This window comes from Streptomyces sp. NPDC059373 (assembly GCF_042751495.1).
In the GTDB taxonomy this organism is placed as follows: domain Bacteria; phylum Actinomycetota; class Actinomycetes; order Streptomycetales; family Streptomycetaceae; genus Actinacidiphila.
In genome coordinates, this window is sequence record NZ_JBHYXC010000007.1 from 99279 (window position 1) to 121178 (window position 21900).

Annotated in this window: 17 protein-coding genes; 8 read left to right on the forward strand and 9 right to left on the reverse strand. The window is 69.7% G+C overall.

What is annotated here, in order from left to right:
• Positions 1-47: 47 nt before the first annotated feature.
• The 3 genes from ACFXJ5_RS14230 to ACFXJ5_RS14240 all read right to left on the reverse strand — a co-directional run bounded on the left by ACFXJ5_RS14230 (position 48) and on the right by ACFXJ5_RS14240 (position 3369).
• Positions 48-1067 carry a sugar ABC transporter substrate-binding protein gene (locus ACFXJ5_RS14230; protein ID WP_384630642.1) on the reverse strand — a complete coding sequence of 340 codons (1020 nt, stop codon included), beginning with the start codon at positions 1065-1067 and terminating at the stop codon, positions 48-50.
• Positions 1068-1137: 70 nt separating this feature from the next.
• Complete coding sequence (locus ACFXJ5_RS14235) at positions 1138-2133, reverse strand: sugar phosphate isomerase/epimerase family protein (protein ID WP_384630643.1); 996 nt, start codon at positions 2131-2133, stop codon at positions 1138-1140.
• 54 nt (positions 2134-2187) lie between these two features.
• Positions 2188-3369, reverse strand: a complete 1182-nt coding sequence (locus tag ACFXJ5_RS14240; RefSeq protein WP_384630644.1) for a Gfo/Idh/MocA family protein — start codon at positions 3367-3369, stop codon at positions 2188-2190.
• 149 nt (positions 3370-3518) lie between these two features.
• On the opposite strand from ACFXJ5_RS14240, the gene ACFXJ5_RS14245 reads away from it, so the two are divergent.
• From ACFXJ5_RS14245 to ACFXJ5_RS14275, 7 genes are all read left to right on the forward strand, one after another.
• Complete coding sequence (locus ACFXJ5_RS14245) at positions 3519-4556, forward strand: LacI family DNA-binding transcriptional regulator (protein ID WP_384630645.1); 1038 nt, start codon at positions 3519-3521, stop codon at positions 4554-4556.
• A 217-nt stretch (positions 4557-4773) separates the two neighbouring features.
• Positions 4774-5916, forward strand: a complete 1143-nt coding sequence (locus ACFXJ5_RS14250; protein WP_384630646.1) for a LacI family DNA-binding transcriptional regulator — start codon at positions 4774-4776, stop codon at positions 5914-5916.
• 368 nt (positions 5917-6284) lie between these two features.
• Positions 6285-7676 (forward strand): ABC transporter substrate-binding protein, encoded by a 1392-nt coding sequence (locus ACFXJ5_RS14255; protein ID WP_384630647.1) that lies wholly within the window; start codon positions 6285-6287, stop codon positions 7674-7676.
• A gap of 73 nt (positions 7677-7749) precedes the next feature.
• The gene (locus tag ACFXJ5_RS14260) at positions 7750-8691 is read left to right on the forward strand and encodes a carbohydrate ABC transporter permease (RefSeq protein WP_384630648.1); all 942 of its coding nucleotides are present in this window, start codon (positions 7750-7752) and stop codon (positions 8689-8691) included.
• Positions 8688-9620 carry a carbohydrate ABC transporter permease gene (locus tag ACFXJ5_RS14265; protein WP_384630649.1) on the forward strand — a complete coding sequence of 311 codons (933 nt, stop codon included), beginning with the start codon at positions 8688-8690 and terminating at the stop codon, positions 9618-9620. Before ACFXJ5_RS14260 ends, ACFXJ5_RS14265 begins: the two co-directional genes overlap by 4 nt.
• A gap of 50 nt (positions 9621-9670) precedes the next feature.
• Entirely contained in the window at positions 9671-11851 is a 2181-nt protein-coding gene (locus ACFXJ5_RS14270) for a beta-galactosidase (RefSeq protein WP_384630650.1), read from the forward strand.
• Positions 11852-11889: 38 nt separating this feature from the next.
• A complete protein-coding gene (locus ACFXJ5_RS14275; RefSeq protein ID WP_384630651.1) occupies positions 11890-13695 on the forward strand; it encodes an RICIN domain-containing protein in 1806 nt (601 codons plus the stop codon).
• 88 nt (positions 13696-13783) lie between these two features.
• Here ACFXJ5_RS14275 and ACFXJ5_RS14280 read toward each other — a convergent pair whose 3' ends face one another.
• From ACFXJ5_RS14280 to ACFXJ5_RS14305, 6 genes are all read right to left on the reverse strand, one after another.
• Entirely contained in the window at positions 13784-14863 is a 1080-nt protein-coding gene (locus ACFXJ5_RS14280; protein ID WP_384630652.1) for a sensor histidine kinase, read from the reverse strand.
• Entirely contained in the window at positions 14856-15551 is a 696-nt protein-coding gene (locus ACFXJ5_RS14285; RefSeq protein WP_384630653.1) for a response regulator transcription factor, read from the reverse strand. The genes ACFXJ5_RS14280 and ACFXJ5_RS14285 overlap by 8 nt, the downstream gene beginning before the upstream one ends.
• A 68-nt stretch (positions 15552-15619) precedes the next feature.
• A complete protein-coding gene (locus tag ACFXJ5_RS14290; protein WP_384630654.1) occupies positions 15620-16324 on the reverse strand; it encodes a VanZ family protein in 705 nt (234 codons plus the stop codon).
• Positions 16325-16474: 150 nt separating this feature from the next.
• A complete protein-coding gene (locus ACFXJ5_RS14295) occupies positions 16475-17818 on the reverse strand; it encodes an amidohydrolase family protein (RefSeq protein ID WP_384630655.1) in 1344 nt (447 codons plus the stop codon).
• Between the two features lie 30 nt (positions 17819-17848).
• Positions 17849-18331 carry a nucleoside deaminase gene (locus ACFXJ5_RS14300; protein WP_384630656.1) on the reverse strand — a complete coding sequence of 161 codons (483 nt, stop codon included), beginning with the start codon at positions 18329-18331 and terminating at the stop codon, positions 17849-17851.
• Positions 18332-18363: 32 nt separating this feature from the next.
• A complete protein-coding gene (locus tag ACFXJ5_RS14305) occupies positions 18364-19776 on the reverse strand; it encodes a purine-cytosine permease family protein (RefSeq protein ID WP_384630657.1) in 1413 nt (470 codons plus the stop codon).
• A 297-nt stretch (positions 19777-20073) separates the two neighbouring features.
• Here ACFXJ5_RS14305 and ACFXJ5_RS14310 point away from each other — a divergent pair, with 297 nt between their 5' ends.
• Positions 20074-21615, forward strand: a complete 1542-nt coding sequence (locus ACFXJ5_RS14310) for a PucR family transcriptional regulator ligand-binding domain-containing protein (RefSeq protein ID WP_384630658.1) — start codon at positions 20074-20076, stop codon at positions 21613-21615.
• The last annotated feature ends 285 nt before the right edge of the window (positions 21616-21900 follow it).

The following is a 21900-nucleotide window of genomic DNA, read 5'->3' on the forward strand; positions in this document are numbered from 1 at the left end:
CGGCCCCCGCCCCACGCCCCCCCCCCACCGCAGGCGGGGTGGTGCGGTTACCGAGTGCCCTTCGCGGCGAAGGTGGCGATGGTGTCGACGTTGGTCTTGTCGACGAACGCGGGTCCGGTCAGGACGGGTGCTTCGCCGCCGCCGCTGTAGTTGCCGTTGGTCTTGTAGAGCCACAGGGAGTCGACCGCGAGGTAGCCCTGCAGGAAGGGCTGCTGGTCGACGGCGAACTGGATGTCGCCGGCCTTGATGGCACTGACGAGGTCCTTGTTGAGGTCGAAGGTGGCGACCTTGGCCTTGCTGCCGGCGTCGGAGACGGACTGCACCGAGGTCAGTGCGAACGGGGCGCCGAGGGTGACGACCTCGTCGATGGAGGGGTCCTGCGTGAGCTTGGCGGTGATCATGGACTTCACGGACGGCATGTCGGTGCCGGTGACGTAGAGGTTCTCGGTCTTGCCCTGGAAGGTCTTCTTCACGCCTGCGCAGCGGTCTTCGAGGTTGACGTCGCCTTGGGCTTGGACGACGCAGAGGACGTGCTTGGCGCCGGTGGTGTTGAGCTTGGTGCCGAGTGCCTGGCCGGAGACGGATTCGTCCTGGCCGAAGAACGACAGCAGGCCCTGCTTCTTCCAGTCGGTCAGGCCGGCGTTGAAGCCGACGACCGGGATGCCGGCAGCTTCGGCCTTGGCGACGACGGCCTTCATGGCGTCGGGCTTGGCAAGGGTGACCGCGATGCCGTCGACCTTCTGGTCGATCGCGTTCTGGATCAGGTTGGCCTGGGTGGCGGCGTTCTCGTTGTTGGAGTAGATGAGCTTGACGTTGTCCTTGGCGGCGGCGGCCTGGGCGCCCTTGCGGATGGTGTCCCAGAAGGTGTCGCCGGAGGGCGCGTGGGTGACCATGGCGATCGTCATCCGGGGCGTGTTGGCCTTGCCTGCCGAGCCGATGTCGGCGGTCCCGTCGGCCTTCTTACCGCCGGAGCTGCTGGAGCAGCCGGCAACGAGGAGGGTGGCCGCGGCGGCTGCGGCCAGGACCGGGGCGAATCTGCGGCGGCGGGGAGGGGACGTGTGCTTCATCGTGCATGCACCTCGCTGTGCAATGGAGGGGAGGGGGAGACGAGGGGGGATGGCTGGTGAGGGAGCGGGGTCAGATTGCGGCTGCGGCGGCCTTGAGGTTTTCGGCGGCCAGGCGCAAGCCTTCGATCTGGTCGAATTCCTGGTCCTCGTGCTCGATGTTGATCGCCATGTCCGGATCGACGGCGTGCAGGGCCTTGAGGAACTCGGTCCAGAAGGCGACGTCGTGGCCGCGGCCGACGGCGACGAAGTCCCAGGAGGCGTTCTTGGGCCAGCGGCTGAGCGTGTAGCGGCCGCCGAGGGAGAGGACGTCCGGCTCGTCGGGCCGGACCCGCACGTGGCGGTGGTCGAGGACGCCGTTGACCTTCGCCTCCTCGTTGATGCGCGTGTCCTTGGCTGCGGCGTTGTAGACGAGGCTGCCGAGGCGGTTGACGGCCACGACCGGGTCGATGCCCTGCCAGAACAGATGGCTTGGGTCCATCTCCGCGCCGACGTGGGTGGCGTTGATCTCGGTGGCGAGGCGCTCCATCGTTCCGACGTTGTAGACCAGGTTGTGCGGGTGCATCTCGATGCAGATCTTCACGTCGGCGGCCGCCGCCCGTGCCTGGATGTCCTTCCAGAAGGGGATCGCCACCTCGTCCCACTGGTAGTCGAGGGCGTCGAGGTAGGCGCTGTCCCAGGGCAGCACCGTCCAGGAGGGAAGCCGGCCGCCTGGGTCGGAGGCGGGCAGCCCGGACATCGTCACAACGCGCTTGACGCCGAGGAGAGCGGCCAGTTCGATCGCGTCCCGCACATCCTGGGCGTGCTTGTCGCGCACCTCGGGGTCGGGGTGGAGCGGATTGCCATTGCAGTTCAGCGCGGTGAGGGCCACGCCTGCCGCCTCGAACTGGGCGAGGTACGCGTGACGCGCGTCCCGGCTCGCCCTGATGTCGGCGATCGGCAGGTGCGGGGCGGCCAGGAAACCACCCGAGTTGATCTCCGCGCTGTCCAGCCCCAGGTTGCGGAGTACTTCGAGGGCCTCTGCGAGGGGCTTGTCGTGCAGCACTGCGGTGTAGGCACCGAGCTTCATGGCATGTTCCTTTACGGGGACGGGTGTTCGGGCGGAAGGCCGGGGCGGCCGGCGTCACTGGACGCTGACTGCCTTGCCGTCGGCATCGGCGGAGGCCACGATCGCGTCGATCACGCGCAGGTTGTGCAGACCGTCCGCGAGCGAGGGGCAGTGCGGGAGGCGGTCCAGTCCGGCGATCTGTTCGAGGAAGGCCCGTGCCTGCCAGACGAAGAACTCGTGCTGCCCGTGACCGACGCTGGGGAAGTCCATCGGCAGACCCCCGGCGATGTACGGGTGCTGGGGGCCGATGACGACCCGGCGGTAGCCGTTTGCCCGCTCGGGCAGGGAGGGGTCGGCGAGGGTGAACTCCGCTGGGCGGGACAGGTCGAAGGCCGCGGCCCCGCCCCGGCTGAAGACCTCGAAGCCGAGCGAGTTCGCCAGACCGAAGGCGACGCGGGAGACCGAGAAAGTGCCGACGGCGCCGGACTCGAAGATCGCGGTGAAGGTGGCGATGTCCTCGTTCTCGACGGCCTGCCGCTCCTCACCGACCTGTACGTTCGCCGAGTGCCCCACGGCGGCGCCCACAGGCACGGGGCGGTCGGGCACCTGGGTCGACAGCACCGCGCCCTGCACGCTCCGGACCGGGCCGCAGAAGTACTCGCCGAGATCGATCAGGTGACTGCCGATGTCGGAGAGCGCCCCGGAACCGAGGCCGCCTCGGTAGCGCCAGCTGATGGGGGCGTCGGCGTCGTGCCCGTAGTCGCACCAGTAGTGCCCGTTGAAGTGCTGGACCTGACCGAGCGGCCCGTCGGTCACCTGCTGCCGAATGGCGTTGATGGCGGGTGAGCGGCGGAAGGTGAAGCCGGTGGCCGCCACCAGGCCGCTGCTCTCCGCTGCCTCCACCATGGCGGCGGCGTCGGCCACGCTCGGTGCCAGCGGCTTCTCGCACAGTACGTGCTTGCCCGCAGCCAGCAGGCCCTCCACGATCTCGCGGTGCAGATGGTTGGCCACCACGACGCTGACCGCGTCGATGTCGGGCGCCTTGGCGATCGCCCGCCAGTCGGTCTCGGCACGCTCGAAGCCGTAGCGACGGGCCGCATCGCGGGCGAAGGGCTCGTGGGCGTCGGCGACGGCCACCAGGCGCACCTCGGGCAGGTCGGCGTCGTACAGGGTCGAGGCGGCGCGGTACCCGTTGAGGTGGGCGCGGCCGGCCATGCCGGCCCCGATGACCGCCACCCCGATCGGCTTGGTACTCATCGTGGTTCCTCTCCAGCGCGCCAAGGCGCGTCACTCAAGTTTGTCCGGTCAACAGGTCTTTTTAAAGCGCTTTAAGTTGCTGGTACTATGAGTCTCGTTTCACGAGCGTGTCAAGGGTGTTGCACCGGGAGAATCCGGCAGGAGGACATGTGCACGAAGCAGGCTCCGCACCCCGCCCGAACGGCACGAGTGCGGCCACTCGCCCCCGGCTTGAGGACGTCGCCGCACGGGTCGGCCTGTCGACGGCGTCGGTGTCCCTGGTCCTGCGCAACGCGCCGGGTCCCAGCGAGCGCACCCGCAAGCGTGTCCTCCAGGCGGCCGCGGAACTCGGCTACCGAGCCGACCGCAACGCCAGCCTCCTGGCTCGCCGGCGCAGCCGGCTGCTCGGCGTCATGGTCGACATCCACAGCCCCTTCCACGCCGAGTTGGTCGAGCACCTCCACACGGCGGCCGAGGAAGTCGGCTACGACCTCGTACTCAGCACCCAGACCCGCACTCGCGACGAGAACACCGCCGTCGAGACACTCCTGGCCTTCCGCAGCGAGGCACTGATCCTCCTCGGCCCGACCGCACCCGCCGCCACCCTCACCGCCCTCGACCAGAAGCTCCCCGTCATCGCCGTGGGCCGCCGGATCGCCACCGCCGACCTGGACGTCGTACGTACCGCAGACGACGCCGGAGTCGGCCAGATCGTCGACTACCTGGTGAGCCTGCGACACCGCGCGATCGTCTACGTCGACGGCGGCAAGGGCGTCATCGCCACCGACCGGCGCCGCGGCTACCGCAACACCATGCGGCGCCACCATCTGGACGAGCACATCCGCATCCTCACCGGAGACCACACGGAGGAATCGGGCGAACGCGCCGCCCGCCAGCTACTCGCCAGCGGTGACCTGCCCACCGCCGTCGTGGCGTTCAACGACCAATGCGCCATCGGCCTCCTCACCGCATTCAGCCGAGCCGGAGTCGCGGTCCCCGGCGCCGTATCCGTTGTCGGCTATGACGACGACGCGCTGTCCCGACTCACCTGCTTCGATCTGACCACCGTCAGCCAGAACGCCGAAGAGCAGGCCCGGCAGGCAGTCATCGCCGCTGTCGAGCGCCTCGACAACGACCGCACCACCCCCCACGAAACCGTCCTCGCCCCCCGCCTGATCGTCCGTACCACCACAGGCCCGGCCACCTGAAGGCGCCCCGGCCTGGGTGCCCCGAGCTGTCCTCGGTCCTGGCAGGGGCTGATCACTGTGCCGTCAGATTCTCCCGGGCTTGGCGTTACGGATGCGTTCCGAACTCTTGACGACAGCCTTATGACTGCGTAGACATGACAGCGCAGACATGACTGCGTAGTCAGTCAGGCGGCGTCTGACATTATTGGGCTCGATCGTGCGGTCAACGGGAGGCACCATGACGCGAGGAACAGGACGGGGCGGGAGTTCCGCGGCTGCGCGCAGCGTGGACGTGGCCCGTCTGGCCGAGGTCTCGCAGAAGACGGTGTCGAGGGTCTTCAACGACGAGCCGTACGTCTCCGCCGAGGTGCGCCGACGCGTCCTCGAAGCCGCCGAACAGCTCGGCTACCGGCGCAACAACGCGGCCCGGGCACTGGCTTCCGGGCGGACCCGCTCCATCGGCGTGGTCACGTTGGGCACCGCTCTGTACGGGCCCGCCTCGCTGCTCATGGGTGTCGAGCGAGTCGTCCGGGACACGGGCTACGCGCTGCGCGTGGTCAACACGATGGAAGGCGACCCGGCGGGCATCGCCGGCGCCGTGGACTCGCTCCTGGACCAGGGCGTGGACGGCATCGTGATCTCCGAACCGATCGACGAGGAGGGAGACGACGAAGACTTTTCCCTCCGCGTCGACGTGCCGGTCCTCGTCCTCGGTGCGCCACCACCTGCCACGTCCCCCACGGTCCTGACCGCAGGGGGCGGCGCAGACCTGATGGCCCGCACCGCCACCGAGCACCTGCTGGACCTCGGCCATGCGACGGTTCATCACCTGGCGGGTCCTCAGCGGTGGTACGCCGCCCGGGACCGCCTCGATGGATGGCGGGCGACGCTGACCGCACAGGGGAGGGACGTCCCTCCGGTCGTCGAGGGCGACTGGTCGGCCGCGTCCGGGTACCGGGCGGGACGCGAACTGGCCGAAGACGGTGAGGTCACCGCGGTCTTCGCCGCCAACGACGACATGGCGATCGGCCTGATCCGTGCGCTGGCGGAGGCCGGACGGCGCGTTCCGGAGGACGTCAGCGTCGTCGGCTTCGACGACATTCCGGTCGCCGCCTATGTGACTCCTCCCCTCACCACGGTGCGGCAGCCGTTCGACGCCGTGGCACAGGAAGGACTCAAGCGCCTGGTGCATGCCATAGAGAACCCGAACGCAGACCCCCTGCCGGCGAGCGGCCCACCGGTCGACCTCATCATCCGCACCTCGACCGCGCCTCCGCCGAGCCGGACGACCCCGGCTCGCGGGCGGCGTACCGCCTCCCTTTCCCGGGGGGCCACGCACGGTCCGCCGCTCCCGAACGGAGACCCGTCCACCCGCCACTGAACGACACCGGTCAGCCCGGACAGCGAAAGCTCACGGCCGGCGAGTGACCCCAGGACAAGCCGCCTGACCGGTCACGCCCCCGCCCCTCGGGACGCCCCGTCGCACGATCCGACGCAGGGCCGCCCTCAACCCGGCAGGCGCTGAGCCAGGTTTCCACACCGTCGCTGCTCCACCCCTTCGTCTCAGGCCGCGACCTCCACCTGCGCAGCACACGCACGCGGAACGCTCGCCGGCCCCGTTCCACCAGGACGCGCACCCGACCACGTCGGCGCTCGAGCCCCGGTCATCGCGTCGCGCCCTTCCTCCGAAACGCCTCCGCACGCCCCAGCCAGGCGTGCCGTCATCTTCGCCACCGGCGGGAGTTCACCATGCCCAGAACCACGTCCGTATCCAGCCCTTCCTCGATGAGCCGTCGGCTGTTCCTCACCGCGACGGGTGCCCTGTCGCTCGGCGCCGCCCTCACGGCGTGCGGCGGCGGCGACTCCGGCGGTTCCTCCGGGTCCGCCAAGCCGGTCGGCCAGGCCGACATCGACAAGGCGATGAAGACGCCGACCGAGCTGACGTTCTGGACCTGGGTCCCGAACATCGCGCAGGAGGTCGCGCTGTTCGAGAAGAAGTACCCGGCGATCAAGGTCAAGGTCGTCAACGCCGGCCAGGGCACCCCCCAGTACACGAAGCTGCGTACGGCGCTGAAGGCCGGCAGCGGTGCCCCGGACATGGTGCAGATCGAGTACCAGGCCATCCCGACCTTCACGATCACGAACAGCCTGCTGGACCTGCGCCCTTACGGCGCCTCCGCACTCAAGGACGCGTTCGTCGACTGGACCTGGGGACAGGTCAGCGGCAGCAACGGCGAGGTCTGGGCGATCCCCCAGGACACCGGCCCGCTGGGCATGCTGTACCGCAAGGACATCTTCGACACGCATGGCATCCAAGTCCCCACGACCTGGGACGAGTTCGCCGCTGCGGCCCGCAAGCTCCACAAGGCCGACCCCGGCGTCTGTCTGACCAACCTCTCGGCGAACGAGCCCGCGGCCTGGCACGGCCTGCTGTGGCAGGCGGGCGCCAAGCCGTACGCCACCTCCGGCAAGAGCGACATCACCATCGGCGTCGACGACGAGGTCTCCAGGAAGCTCGGCGCGTACTGGGGCGGCCTGGCGAAGGAAGGGGTCATCAGCACCGATCCGGACTTCACCGACGGCTGGTACGCCGGGTTCAACAAGGGCAAGTACGCCACCTGGATCACCGCGGCCTGGGGGCCGGCCTTCCTGTCCGGCTCCGCCAAGTCCACCGCGGGCAAATGGCGCGCGGCCCCGCTGCCGCAGTGGGACGCCGCCAAGCCGAGCTCGGGCAACTGGGGCGGCTCGACCACCGCGGTCATCCGCTCGACCAAGAACCCCATCGCGGCGGCCATGTTCGCGCAGTTCCTCAACAGCGACCCGGCGAGCGCGAAGATGTTCGCCACCGAGCAGTTCTTCTTCCCGTCGACCAAGGCCCTGCTCACGGACTCCGACTTCGTCGGCGCCGCGCCATCCTTCTACGGCGGCCAGAAAGTCAACCAGGTGTTCGCCGACATCAGTTCCACGGTCAACTCCTCCTTCCAGTGGCCCCCGTTCCTCGACCAGGCGGCGACCGACTGGACCGAGACCGTCGGCAAGTCCCTCGCCGACCGGACCGACACCGTCCGCGCGCTCGGCACCTGGCAGACCCGGCTCACCACGTACGCCAAGAACCAGGGCTTCACCGTCAAGGCGTCGTGACGGTCCGTCGGGTCCCGTGCGGCGGCACGGGACCCGCCACCCACTGGCACCGTCCCTCCCCCAGAAAGGCCCGATGATGACTGCCACAACCGCGGCCCCCCAGGGCCGGCGCCGAGACGGGCCGACACGCCTGCGGCTCGGGGGCGCGCGCCGTCACCGAGCGGCAGGGCCGCTGTTCGTCGCACCGTTCCTGACGCTGTTCCTCCTGCTCTTCCTCGCTCCTCTCGGTTACGCCGCCTACCTGAGCCTGTTCCAGGAACGCCTCATCGGCGGAACGTCGTTCGTCGGCCTCGACAACTACCTCAAGGCCCTCCAGGACCCGCTCCTCATCCATGGGGTCGCGCGCGTCGCGCTGTTCTTCGTGATCCAGGTCCCCGTGATGCTGGTACTGGCCCTGCTGTTCGCCCTCGCGCTCGACAGCGGCCTGCTGCGGCTCGCCCGGGTGATCCGGCTGGGCATCTTCGTCCCGTACGCCGTGCCGAGCGTGGTCGCCGCGCTCATGTGGGGCTACCTGTACGGGCCGGACTTCGGCCCCTTCGCCCAGCTCAGCCGGACGCTGGACCTGCCGGCCCCGCACTTCCTCAGCGACGGCTGGATGCTCGGCAGTCTGGCGAACATCGTGACCTGGGAGTTCGTCGGCTACAACATGATCATCCTGTACGCCGCCCTGCGCACCATCCCACAGGAACTGTATGAGGCAGCCGCGATGGACGGCGCCGGCGCCTGGCGGATCGCCTGGTCGGTGAAGCTTCCCGCGCTCCGGCCCGCGATCCTGCTCACCCTGCTGTTCTCGGTGATCGGCAGCTTCCAGCTGTTCAACGAACCGAAGCTGTTGATGAGCATCGCCCCGGACGTGATCAGCAGCTCCTACACGGCGAACCTCTACTCCTACTCCCTCGCCTTCACCGGCCAGCAGCTCAACTACGCGGCCACGGTGTCCTTCCTCCTCGGCCTCGTCATCGTGATCGCCTCGTACGCCGTCCTGCTCACCGCGAACCGCAGGAGGACCCCGTGACGACCACGACCCCGACAGCGAAGGCCACCCCGGTGACGGACCCGCGTCCCGCCGCACCGGCTCGGCGTCGGCCCGCCTCCCGCCGCCGCAGCACCCCGCTGACGATTGCCATGCTGGCCGCCCTGGCCTACTTCCTCCTGCCGCTGTTCTGGCTGCTGATCGCCTCGACCAAGAGCACCCAGGCCCTGTTCAACAGTTTCGGCCTGTGGTTCTCCCACGCCCCCCAGCTGCTGACGAACGTCAAGGAGACCTTCACCCAGGACGACGGGGTCTTCGTGCACTGGCTGCTCAACACGGTCATGTACGCCGTCGTCAGCGCCCTCGGCGCCGCGCTGCTCGCGGCCGCCGGCGGATACGGGTTCGCCAAGTTCCGCTTCCGCGGCGACCGGGCCGCCTTCAGCCTCGTCCTCGGCGCCGTCATGGTCCCGGCCACCGCCCTGGCGATCCCGACCTACCTGCTCTTCGCCAAGGCCGGCCTGGTCAACACCCCTTGGGCGGTCATCCTGCCCTCGCTCGTCAACCCGTTCGGCCTCTACCTCATGCGCGTCTACGCACAGGACGCCGTCCCCGACAGCATCCTTGAGGCCGCCCGCATCGACGGCGCCGGGGAAGCCCGGATCTTCTTCACGATCGCCCTGCGCCTTCTCGCGCCGGGCCTGGTGACGGTCCTGCTCTTCACACTCGTGGCGACCTGGAACAACTACTTCCTACCGCTGATCATGCTCAACGACCCCAAGCTGTACCCCATCACGGTCGGACTCTCCTCCTGGGCCGCTCAGGCCCAGAACGGCGGGGCCGGCGCCAGCAGCGACATGCTCGCGCTCGTCGTCACCGGCTCCCTGATCTCGATCCTTCCGCTCGTCGTGGCCTTCCTCCTGCTGCAGCGGTACTGGCAGAGCGGCCTGGCCTCCGGCGGCGTCAAGCAGTAGGGCACGCAGCCCTCGTACCACTCCCCCCCTTTTCCTCGGAGGTCTCCTTCATGGCGGCTCTGCCTGCCCGCGTCCTCTTCGGCGCCGCGTACTACCACGAGTACCGGCCCCCCTACGGCACCGAACGCCCCGACGAACGCCTCAAGACCGACCTCGACCTGATGGCCGACGCCCACCTCAGCGTCATCCGGGTCGGCGAGTCCGTCTGGTCGACCTGGGAGCCCGACAACGGGCGCTTCGACCTCGACTGGCTCCAGCCCGTCCTCGACGGCGCCCACGAACGCGGTATCTCCGTCGTCCTGGGCACCCCGACCTACGCGGTGCCGCCGTGGCTGGCCCGCCAGTACCCGGAGATCACCGGCGAGCGCCGCACCGGTGAGCGCATCGGCTGGGGCGCCCGCCAGGAGGTCGACTTCGCCCACCCCGCCTTCCGCTTCCACGCCGAGCGCGTCATCCGGAAGATCGTCGCCCGCTACGCCGACCACCCGGCGGTCATCGGCTTCCAGGTGGACAACGAGCCGGGTCTGGAACTCTTGCACAACCACGGCGTCTTCCAACGCTTCGTGGACCACCTGCGCGAGACGTACGGCGACGTCGAGACCCTCAACCGCGAATGGGGCCTGGTCTACTGGTCCCACCGCCTCTCCACCTGGGCCGACCTGTGGACCCCGGACGGCAACGCGCAGCCGCAATACGACGTCGCCTGGCGCGCGTTCCAGGCCCGCCAGGTCACCGAGTTCATCGGCTGGCAGGCCGACCTCGTGCGCGAGTACGCCCGCCCCGAGCAGTTCGTCACCACCTGCATCTCCTACAAGCGGCCCGCCGTGGAGGACGACGAGCTGACCGACCGCCTCGACATCGCCACGGGCAACGCCTACTACGACATGCAGGACGGCCTCGCGCTGCCGGACCCGACGCCCGACGACCACCAGCAGATCTGGAAGACCACCGGAGTGTGGGCGCTGTACCAGACCGCCGACTGGATGTTCTCCTCCCGCCAGGAGCCCTTCCTCGTCACCGAGACCAACGCCGGTTCCATCGGCCTGCCGTGGGACAACCGCCCCGCCTACGACGGCCAGTGGCGGCAGGCCGCCTGGGCGCTCGTCGCTCGCGGGGCCCGCATGATCGAGTACTGGCACTGGCACACGCTGCACTTCGGAGCCGAGACCTACTGGGGCGGCATCCTGCCCCACACCGGACAGCCCGGTCGCACCTACGCCGAACTCGCCCGCCTGGGCGCCGAGTTCGACGCCGTCGGGGCGCTGGTCGCCGGGCTCGAACCGGACGCCGACATCACGATGGTCTACTCGACGCCCAGCAAGTGGCTCATGCAGAAGTACCCGCCGCTCGCCACGCCGGACGGCGAGCCCGACCCGGCCGCCTACCACCGCATCTTCGACCCCTTCTACCGCGGCGCGTTCGACGCCGGCCGCCAGGTGCGCATCGTCCACACCCGCCAGTTGCACGACCCCCGCGGGGAACGGGAGGGCCTGACCCCGGAGGAGGCCGTCCGCCGCCACCCCGTCCTCGTCGTACCGGCGCTGTACCTCGCCGCCGACACAACCCTCGACTGGCTCGCGGCCTACGCCCACGCCGGCGGCCACCTGGTCCTCGGCCCGCGCACCGGCTACGCCGACCACGAGGCCCGAGCCCGCACAGAACCGGCCCCCGGACGCCTCGTCGAAGCCGCCGGTGTCCACTACGACGAGTTCAGCAACCTCCTCCAAGACGTCCCACTGCGCACCGCGCCCGACAGCCCGCTGAAGCTGCCGCACAACGCGACGGCGACGCACTGGGCCGACGGCCTGACCGTCACCGACGCCAACGTGCTCGCCGTCTACGACCACCCGCACTTCGGCCGCTGGCCCGCCGTCACCACCCGCCGCCACGGTGAGGGCCGCGTCACCACCGTCGGCACCGTCCCCGGCCGCGACCTCGCCCGGACACTGGCCGCCTGGATGGCACCGGCCCCCCGCAGCGCGTGGCGGGACCTCCCGGAATCCGTCACCGCGACGACCGGCACCTCACCCGACGGACGCCGCGTCCACATCGTCCACAACTGGAGCTGGGAGCCGGCGAGCGTCCCCGCCCCGGTGGACCTCGCCGACGCCCTGAACGGCACGACCCTCTCCGCGGGCACGGCGCTGGACCTCGGCCCGTGGGACGTACGCGTGTTCGTCTCCGCCGATACGGACGGCACCCCGGCCGCTGAAGCAGGCCACCGCTCCTAGAACCGAACATCACCATGGTCATCCCCCAAGGAGGGGCTATGCAGAGAAGAAGGCTGGGGCAGGCACTGGGAACCTTCGTCGCGGCATCCGCGATGCTGGCCATACCCATGGCCAGTGCGCAGGCGTACAACCCGACGGGCGGAATCCTCTACCAGCTCGGAAACGAGCCGTGTCTCAAAGGGCGGGGCAACTGCGCGATCTACCCGAAGTCGGCGCAGCTGCCGAGCGGGCGTCTGGTCGCGTCGTTCGAGAAATCCACCGTCGTGCCGGAGACGGGAAGCGCCGACCAGCAGACTCTCCCCGTCTACAAGAGCGACGACCACGGAACGACGTGGCAGCCGCTCTCCGAGGTCAAGGCTCCGGCGTACCTCTCCAGCGATGCCCGGTACGCGAAGTACACGAGCAACTGGACGAACCCGTACCTCTACACGCTTCCGCAGGACGTCGGAAACCTCAAGCAGGGCACGCTGCTCCTCGCCAGTGTCGTGTCGGGCGACGACTACTACTACCGCGAGCACAAGGCAGCCGACCCGAACTGGACGCCGTCCAACGACGGAGACCGCAAGGATCTGGCGATCGCCCTGTACTCCAGCACCGACGAAGGCGTGACGTGGAAGGTCGTCAACGTCATCGCGACAGGCGGCTGGCAGGGCGGCAGCGCGGGCGCGCTCGGGCAGAACATCGCGGCCGCGAACACGAACAAGCAGACGGATCCCCTCTGGGAGCCGTACCTGATGGTCTACAAGGGCACGCTCGTCTGCTACTACTCCGACGAGAACGACTACACCGGCTTCGATCCGGCCACGGGCGTCCCGACCCTGGACCCCGCGAACGACATCGCCAAGGATTCACTCGGCCAGATCCTCGTCCACAAGACCTGGGACGGCCGCAGTGCGCAATGGAGCGCCCCCGTCGTCGACATCACCGGCCTGACCCAGGACATGGGCGGCGGCAAGTCGGAGTTGGGAGGCGGCCGGCCGGGCATGGCGAACGTCGTCCGCACGGCGGACGGCAAGTGGCTCCTCACCTACGAGTACTGGGGCGGCGGAGCCAACACCAGGTACCGGATCGCCGATGACCCGCTCAAGTTCTACACCGGCTCACCCACCGGCACGGGGGTCACCTCACTGCCGGTGGACTCCGGTTCCCATGCCCTCTCCACCGGCGGAAGTCCGGTACTCATCAGGCTTCCCGGTGGGCGCCTGGTCTACAACGCCGCCGGCAGCGGCAACGTCTGGGTCAACGACAGCGGACGCAGCGACGGCGCCTGGAAGGAGTACCAGACAACCTCGCGGGCCGGGTACAGCCGCAACCTGCAGTACGTCGAGGGCACCGGCCGCATCGCGATACTCAACAACCAGGGCACATCGACGCTCGCCTACGCCGAGGTCGACCTCGGCCACTCGGACGGCGCCTACTACCAGCTGGTGAACCGCAAGACCGACCAGGTCATCGGCACCGGCAACAAGACCAACGACGCGAACATCGGCAATGGAGACGTTCCCGACGTCGTTCTGGAGGACCCCGGCTCGGCGGCGAACCCCGATACCCAGTACTGGCACGTGGTGACCGAGTCCAACGGTGGCGTGACGCTGCTGAACAAGTCGGGCGGCCGCGCGGCCGCCATCTGGACAGGCAACGCGACGGTCGGCCAGAAGATCGGACAGTGGGTCGACAACAGCGCCACCGGCAGCTGGAACCTCCTCAAGACCGACGACGGGTTCTACACGTTGCAGGCGGTCAAGAACACGAACCTGTACGTGACCGGTGCGTCCAATGGGGCGGCGCTGACCTTGCAGAACGCGGTCACGGACGGCTCGCAGGACTGGGAGCTCGTCCAGTAGGCCCCACCTCCCCGGATCAGACGAAGGACAAGCGGTCGGCGAATCCGATCGCGGCGGCCGGGTCGGGGAGAAGGCAACGACTCGGCGCCTACGGCGTGCCGGGAAGCCGGACCGTGACGAGGAGACCACCGGCGGGGCGGGGGACGAGGTCGAGGGTCCCGTCGTGGGCGCGGACGATGCTGTGCACGATGGCCAGGCCGAGGCCGACGCCGACGTGCTCGTCGGTGCGTACGCGTTCCGTTCCGCGCTGGAAGGGTTCGGTGAGGGTCGGTACCAGTTCCGGTGGGAGCCGACGGCCCGTGTTCTCGACCCGCAGCACGCTCGTGTCGCCGTGCGCCTCGGTGTGGACCGTCACGGTGCCGCCGGACGGGAGGTTGTGGACGATGGCGTTCTGGACGAGGTTCGTCACCATCCGCAGCAGGAGCTCCGCGGAGCCGCTGGTCTGGGCCGCCCCGCCGGTGACGTCGAGCGTGATCCGGCGCTGTTCGGCAAGGGGAAGCAGCGTTTCGGCGGCTTCTTCGGCGATGAGGGAGAGGTCGACGCTCTCGCGGGTGACGTTTCCGCGGTCGCCGCGGCTGAGCAGCAGGAGGGCCTCGGTGAGGTCGATCGCCCGCGTATTGACAGTGTGCAGGCGGTCGATGAGTTCGCCCCGGTCCCGCGTGGGGTCCTTGCGGGCGACGTCGAGGAGTGTCCGCGAGATCGCCAGCGGGGTGCGCAGTTCGTGGGAGGCGTTCGCGGCGAACCTCTGCTGCTCGGCGACGTGGGACTCGAGCTGTTCGAGCATCGAGTCGAACGCGTCGGAGAGTTCACGGAATTCGTCCTGGCGGCCCTTCATGCGGATCCGGTGGGACAGCGACCCGTTCCCGGCCATCCGTGCCGCATCCGTGATCTGTGTGAGTGGTGCGAGCATCCGGCCGGCGAGGATCCATCCCCCGACGAGGCCGAACACGAGCAGGAAGACCATCGCCACCGCCGCGGCGGGGGCGAAGGTGTGCACAAGGAGGTAGCGGTTGGGCGAGATCCCGAGAAGGCCCTGGGAGTTGTCGGGTACGTAGCGCAGCAGGTACCCCCACACCACGGCCAGCAGGAGAGCGCCGGCGACGGCGAGGAACCCGGCGTAGCTGAGGGTGAGTTTCAGTCGGGCGCTGAGCCCTGGGCGTCTAAGCATGCGTACTGCTGGTGCGGGTGGTGTCGGGGCCGGTCTCGATCCGGTAGCCGACGCCGGGCACCGTGGCGATGATCCATGGTTCGCCGAGCCGTTTGCGCAGTGCGGAGACGGTGATGCGCACGGCGTTGGTGAGGGGGTCGGCGTTCTCGTCCCAGGCCCGTTCCAGCAGCTCTTCGGCGCTGACGACCCCGCCCTCGGCGGCGACGAGAACTTCCAGCACGGCGAACTGTTTGCGGGTGAGCGCGACGTAGCGTCCGTCGCGGAAGACCTCCCGGCGGAAGGGGTCGAGCCGCAGGCCCGCGATCTCGCGGACCGGGGGCCGGGCGTATGCGCGTCTGCGGTCGAGCGCCCTCAGCCGCAGGACGAGCTCCCGCAGCTCGAACGGTTTGGTGAGGTAGTCGTCGGCGCCGAGCTCGAACCCGGAAGCCTTGTCGTCGATCCGGTCGGCAGCGGTGAGCATGAGGATCGGGATGCCGCTGCCGGAGGCGACGATGCGCCGGGCGACCGCGTCGCCGGAGGGGCCGGGGATGTCGCGGTCGAGGACCGCGAGGTCGTAGGAGTTGACGCTGAGCAGTTGCAGGGCGGAGTCGCCGTCGCCGGCGATGTCGGCGGCGATCGCCTCCAGCCGCAGGCCGTCACGGACGGCTTCGGCCAGGTAGGGCTCGTCCTCCACGATCAGTACGCGCATGTCTGAAGCGTAAGCAGCACAACATATCGCCGACGTATGCAAGGACGTGTGCACACCGGACACGCGACTCAGCCTGCCGGTGCCGGCGCGGGGCGAGGCTGGTCCGACGGCGCTTCCGCCGTAGTGCGCCACCAGCGGCGCGACGCCAGCGCGGCCAGCACGGCGCCGGCGGCGTTGACCAGTACGTCGTCCACGGAGGACACCCGGTCCAGCCGCAGGACGTACTGTGCGGTTTCGACCAGGACCGAGCAGCCCGCCCCGAGCGCCAGGATCCGCGGCACGGACGCCAGCGCGGCGAACCGCATCGGGGCGAAGAACCCCAGCGCCGCGAAGACCAGCAGGTTGCCGACGATCCCGAGCGGCCCCATCGTGACCAGGTCCCGCAGCGGTACCAGGCTCACCCGTTCGGGGACGATGCCGGCCCCGGCGCCCGGCATCAAGGTCAGCCACAGGAACGGCACCGTCCCGTGGACCATCCCCACGTCGGCCAGGGACATCCGCCACGCCCCTGTGACGCCGGCGGCACGCCGACGGCGCGCCAGAGCCCACGCCACCAGCGCGGCCAACGGCAGCGCGACCAACGTCATGAGCACCACACCGTTGAACGTATCGAAGCAGCCGTGCCACCGCCCGGCCATGCACATCGGAGCGGACATCATGAGCGGCCGCCGCACGACGAACGCGGCGCTCGCCATGCCGAGGATCGCCAGGCCGAGGAGCACGATCCTGCGCGCGCGGCGGGGCGGTGCTGACAGGGATGCGATGTGGTTCATGCCCCCATTGGAGACGGAGGGCCGTTGCGGTGGCGTATGCGATTTTCGATACGCCCGCGATACACGGAATCCCCGGCATCAAGGAACTGGCGCACGCCGGCAGGGCACTTTCTACGTGCAGGAACGGGTTCGCGTCCCCGGCGTTCGCCGTTATCCCCGCGAAGTGAGCGCCGCCCGGCGGCGGAAGAGGTCCTCGGCGGCGCTCTGGGCGCGCTCGCGGACCTGCTGCGTGTCGACGCTGAGCACCCGGCCGCCGTCGACGAGGAGCGTGCCGTCGACCCACACCTGGTCGACGTCGCTGGCGCCGGCGGAGAACACCAGATGGGCGGTTGCGTTGAAGTCGTCGCCGTGCAGCAGTGGGGTGGTGTGCAGCCCCAGCAGGTTCACGGTGACGATGTCGGCCTTCTTGCCGGGCTCCAGCGAGCCGGTCTCGGTGTCCAGGCCGAGGGCTCGCGCGCCCTCCAGGGTGGCCATGGTGAGGATGTCCCACGGGTCGCCTGTCGTCGGATCGAGTGTGGAGACCTTCTGCAGCAACGAGGCGAACTTCATCTCCTCCAGCAGGTCGAGGTTGTTGTTCTCCTTCTCGCCGTCACTGCCGAGGCCGACGGCGATGCCCTTGCGGCGCATGTCGATCACGCGCGCGGGACCTGAGGAGAGCTTCATGTTGGAGCAGGGGCAGTGCGCCACGCTCGTGCCGGTCTGCGCGAGGAGCTCGATCTCGCGGTCGTCGAGCCAGACGCAGTGCGCGACGACGGTACGAGGGCCGAGGATGCCCCGCTTGTAGAACTCCTCGATGGGGCGCCGCCCGAACTGCCGCAGCGATTCCTCGACTTCCCAGATCGTCTCCGAGGAGTGGGTGTGCAGGCCGGTGTCGAACTCGGCGGCGAGCGCGGCCGCCGCCTTGAAGCCCTCGGCGCTGCAGTAGAAGAGGTGTTCCAGCCCGACCCAGGAACGGACGCGGTCGTTCGCGTACGTCCGGTAGTGCTCCAGCAGACGGCGGTTGGTGTCGAGGGTCTCGAAGTAGTCGTAGCCGGGCAGGTCCGCGACGTACGGGACGAGCGTCGCGCGGATGCCGACCCGTTCGGCGGCGTGAGCGGAACCCTCCATGTGACGCCACATGTCCATCACCGACGTGGTGCCGGCCCGCAGCGACTCGGTGTAGCAGAGCAGGGATGCCGTCTCGGCGATCTCGGGCGTGAGGGCCTTGTGGGCGGGGTCGACGTAGTCGCGCAGCCAGTCCCACAGGGACTTCGACTCGGCTGTGCCGCGTAGCAGGCCGGAGTGCAGATGGGTGTTGTGCAGTCCTGGGATGACCGCGTGGCCGGTCGCGTCGACGACCTCGGCGTCGGCGGCTGCCGCGGCCAGTTCCTCCACGGTGCCGACGGCGGCGATCCTGCCGTCCTCGATGAGGACGGATCCGGGGTCGAGGACCGCCTTGCGGCCCTCGCAGGGGATGACGATGCCGCCCTGGATCAGGGTGCGGGTCCGGGTCATGGTGCGGCTCCTTGCAGGCGTTGGGTACGGTCAGTTCCAGAAGCCGTCGTGCACGGCGGTGGCCTGTTCGTACAGGCAGGGTCCGATGACGTCGATGGGCCGCTGCCCGGCGGCGAACACCTCGCGGCAGGGCAGCGCCATCGTCGGGTTCTCGTCGTTCGTGCCGGTCAGCGCAAGGAGTTCGTCCTCACCGAGGGCATAGACGACCCGCCCGATGCCGCTCCAGTACACGGCGCCCGCGCACATCGCGCAGGGCTCGGCGCTCGTGTAGAGGGTGGCTTTGGCGAGTTCTTCGCGGCGGTACGTTCGTGATGCGAGCCGCACGAGATTGGTCTCGGCGTGCCCGGTGGCGTCCTGCTCGGTCACCACCGTGTTGCCTGCCTCCAGGGTCGCCTCACCCTCGAGCACCAGCAGTGAGCCGAAGGGGTGGTTGCCGCCCCGACGGGCGTGTGCGGCGAGTTCGATCGCCGCGAGCAGGAACTTCTCGTCCTCGGCGGTGGGGATGGCGGACACGGTCTCTCCTCGGTTTTTTGTACGGGCAGGGGTTATTCGGCGCCGGCGGCCACCGGGACCCGGGGCTCGGACTCAGTGCGCGGCCTCGGCCGCCACGCGGTCAGCCCGGCGTACGCGAGACCGGAGACCGCGAATCCTATGAAGAGGCCGAGCGGGCCGAGCGCCGGGTGGGCGGCGGCGATGGGGCCGGTGTACAGGGACTGGTTCATGAAAGGGATTTCGACGAGCAGGGCCAGCAGCACCGACGGCAGCCCCCAGCCGAAGCGATGGCCCGGGTCGTACAGCCGTGTGACGCCGTACGTACCGCGCTTGCGCCACCAGTAGGCGGTGATGATCACAGCACTCCAGGGGGCCAGCCAGTAGCCGGTCATCAACAGGAAGTCCTGGAGCTGCTGCGCGAAGTCGCCGTGCCCGGCGTACCAGGACAGCGCCGTGCCGAGCCCGCCGACCACCAGCACCGAGACCCACCGGGGAATGGTGAACCCGGCGACCAGCGCAGCCATCGCGCCCGAATACAGGTCGATGACGGTCGAGGCCAGTGTGGACAGCAGCAGCGACAGCAGCACGATCGTACCCAGGACGTCGGGCAGCAGACCACTCACCATGGCGCTGGGGTTGTCGACCGCACCGGCGGTGCCCATCGCGGCGCCCAGGACACCGATCCACACACCGGCGACCGCGCTGCCGCCGCCCGCGGCGAGAAGGACCCGCCCGGGCTTGGCCGAGGCGGGCAGATAGCGGCTGTAGTCGGACGCGTACGCCGACCAGCCGAGCACGCGGGCCGCAGTGACCGCTACGACGAGCAGGAACGCGGCGGTGCTGCCCGCGAACGGCTCGCTCGGCGCCTGCGCCCTGACCTCGCCGAAGCCGTACACGGAGACGACGGCGAAAACGACGACCAGCAGGATGGCGAGACCGCGCTCCACGTAGTGGATCATCCGGTATCCGATGACGGCGATCGAGATCTGCCCCACTGCCATGATCAGCAGCGCGGGGGCGAAGCCGAGCCCGGTCAGATCGCGCAGAATGAAGATGCCGAGCAGGGTGTCGACCACACACCAGCCGACGCCGTTGACCACGGTGAACGCGGCCGACGGCAGATTCCCCAGGCGGCCGAAGGGGCCGCGGGACTGGATGAGCTGGAGCACTCCGGTCAGCGGACCGCGGGTGGAGAACAGGCCCACCAACGCCGAACTGAGCAGCGTGCCGAGCGCGATGGCGAAGACGGCCGGTAGAAAGTCCAGGCCGAACACCGATGTGGACAGGGCCCCCACGCTGAGCGTCGCGAACTGCACATTCGCGCCGAACCACAGCGTGAACAAAGACCAGGGGCGGCCGTGACGGTCCTTCGAGGGCACTGGCTCGGCACCCGCGTGCTCGACGCTGAATGCCCTCTCGGGGATGGCTGATGGCGGCGGTGCGGCGGAGGCGGGCTCGGTACGCATGACGGTCTCCTCACAGGACGAACTCACGGGACAGCCCGCGGGAGGACAGGGGTGTCCAGGACGCTGGGCATGCGGCTCGGGCGGGTGGCACCGCGTTCGCCTCGCACACAGGTCGGCATCCGTGGGCTTCGCGGTGGAGAACAGTGAACCGCCGACGCGCCCCACAGGGGACTGCACCGCCCTACAGACGGCAGCCGGGAATGGGCCTCTGACCCCGTACTATTGTCCAAACCCCGCGCACGCCGGTGTGTGTGTCCGTAACACGCGCTGATGATCGGGCGACGAGGAGGACGACCAGTGCACCTGAGGGAACTGCTGGACCTACCCGGTCTCGGCCTCGTCCCCCTGGTGCTCTCCTCCGCCCGGGACCCGCAGGTGCGCCGCGTCTACACCACCGATCTGCCGGACCCCGGCCGCTATCTCGACGGCGGTGAACTGGTCCTCACCAGCACCACCTGGTACCGGGAGCCGAGCGACGCCGATGTGTTCGTCGCCGCTCTCGCAGGTGCGGGCGTTGCCGCGCTGGTCGCGGGCACCGCGGGCGTCGGCGTGCTCCCCGCATCGCTCTCGCAGGCGTGCGAACGGCACGGCCTTGCTCTGTTCACGGTCGGCGACGAGGTCTCGTTCGCGGCTGTCACCGAGACGGTCCTGGCCGCACTCGCCGGGCCGGCCCGCCGCTCACCGGGCGCCGATCTGCACCGCGATCTGGTCGCCGGCATGGCCTCCGGGGCCGGACCCGAAGGGCTCGTCGAGGTGTTCGCGCGGGCCACCGGCGTGTGGTGCGCGGTGCTCTCCGCGACGGGCCGCCCCACCGCGGGCGGCGTGCCCGAAGTGACGGACCACCACCTCGATCGCGCCCACCGCGAGGCGCTCGCAGCCAGAACCTTCCCTTCCGTGCAGCCCGTGCCGGGCGGCGGGAAACTCACTTTCTTCCCCGTGCAGGCGCCGGTCTCCCGCCGCCCGCCCGCCGCCTATCTCGCCGCGTCCGGTGACTTCCGTGACTGGGCACCGGGAGTCGCGGACGCCGCCGCCCAGGTGTGCGCCCTGCTCGCCATGGACCGCGTCGGCCGCCAGGAACGCCGCCGTATCGAGGAACGCTTCCTGCGCGAGTCGATCGACCTCCTACGCGAAGGCCAGGTGGACGCGGCCGAGGGCCGGCTGCGCAGCCTCGGCCTCGACCCGGCGTCCCCGCTGACCGCCCTCCACGTGAGCACGACCGGCAGCCCGTACGGCGGTGAACTCGCCGCCGTCGTCCTCGACGAGGTGGCCGGCCAGATCCCCGGCTGCTCAGCGCCCATCGCCGCGGACGACAGCTACCTCATGCTCATACCCGCGCACCAGGACACGGACCACCACGCGACCGCCCTCCTCGCCGAGGCGGCACACCGCCTCGTCCCGCTCCTCCCCCACGGCTGGGCCGCCATCGGCACAGGCAGCCCGGCCACCGGAGCAGCCGGACTCCGCAGATCACTCGACGAGGCCAGGCACACGCAGCGCATCGCCCGCCTGGGCAGCGGCAAGGTCCGCACCGCCACCGGCGACGACCTCTCCTCGTACATGCTGCTGCTCGCCTCCGTTCCCGACGACGTGCGCACGCTCTACCGCGAGCGCCTGATCGGTGTCCTCGAGCGATATGACACCGAACACGGCAGCGACCTCGTCGGCACCCTCAGCGCCTTCCTGGACGCATCAGGCTCCTGGCACCGCTGCGCCGAACAACTGCACGTCCACGTCAATACACTCCGTTACCGCCTTCAACGGGTCGAGCAGCTCACCGGACACAGCCTGGCAACGCTCCGTGACCGCGTCGACTTCTGCCTGGCGCTGAGCATCCGCTGACGCCCTCCCGACGCGGGTAGCGACAGCAGCCGCCGTCCCTGCACGTCGGCGAACTGCGTCCCCTCCTCGGCGACCGCCACGTCGACGGCCCCGCCGACGCCCCCGCGCTCCGGCTGCTCACCGCCTACCTGGACAGCCTCGATGCCGTCCTCGACGACCTCTCCCTGAGCGGTGTGCGCTCGGCCCGCAGAGCCTGGCCCGGGAGCTCAACATCTCCGTACGCACCCTCCACCGCGTCTTCGCCGGCCAGGGCGACTCGACCGCGCGCTCAGCGACCTGGCCTCT

Bases quoted from the DNA above. Each gene is read 5' to 3' on its own strand.
- ACFXJ5_RS14270 (WP_384630650.1), top strand. From the start codon at position 9,671: ATGGCGGCTCTGCCTGCCCGCGTCCTCTTCGGCGCCGCGTACTACCAC.
- ACFXJ5_RS14285 (WP_384630653.1), bottom strand. From the start codon at position 15,551: ATGCGCGTACTGATCGTGGAGGACGAGCCCTACCTGGCCGAAGCCGTC.
- ACFXJ5_RS14235 (WP_384630643.1), bottom strand. From the start codon at position 2,133: ATGAAGCTCGGTGCCTACACCGCAGTGCTGCACGACAAGCCCCTCGCA.
- ACFXJ5_RS14295 (WP_384630655.1), bottom strand. From the start codon at position 17,818: ATGACCCGGACCCGCACCCTGATCCAGGGCGGCATCGTCATCCCCTGC.
- ACFXJ5_RS14280 (WP_384630652.1), bottom strand. From the start codon at position 14,863: ATGCTTAGACGCCCAGGGCTCAGCGCCCGACTGAAACTCACCCTCAGC.
- ACFXJ5_RS14240 (WP_384630644.1), bottom strand. From the start codon at position 3,369: ATGAGTACCAAGCCGATCGGGGTGGCGGTCATCGGGGCCGGCATGGCC.
- ACFXJ5_RS14255 (WP_384630647.1), top strand. From the start codon at position 6,285: ATGCCCAGAACCACGTCCGTATCCAGCCCTTCCTCGATGAGCCGTCGG.
- ACFXJ5_RS14260 (WP_384630648.1), top strand. From the start codon at position 7,750: ATGATGACTGCCACAACCGCGGCCCCCCAGGGCCGGCGCCGAGACGGG.
- ACFXJ5_RS14250 (WP_384630646.1), top strand. From the start codon at position 4,774: ATGACGCGAGGAACAGGACGGGGCGGGAGTTCCGCGGCTGCGCGCAGC.
- ACFXJ5_RS14230 (WP_384630642.1), bottom strand. From the start codon at position 1,067: ATGAAGCACACGTCCCCTCCCCGCCGCCGCAGATTCGCCCCGGTCCTG.
- ACFXJ5_RS14290 (WP_384630654.1), bottom strand. From the start codon at position 16,324: ATGAACCACATCGCATCCCTGTCAGCACCGCCCCGCCGCGCGCGCAGG.
- ACFXJ5_RS14305 (WP_384630657.1), bottom strand. From the start codon at position 19,776: ATGCGTACCGAGCCCGCCTCCGCCGCACCGCCGCCATCAGCCATCCCC.
- ACFXJ5_RS14275 (WP_384630651.1), top strand. From the start codon at position 11,890: ATGCAGAGAAGAAGGCTGGGGCAGGCACTGGGAACCTTCGTCGCGGCA.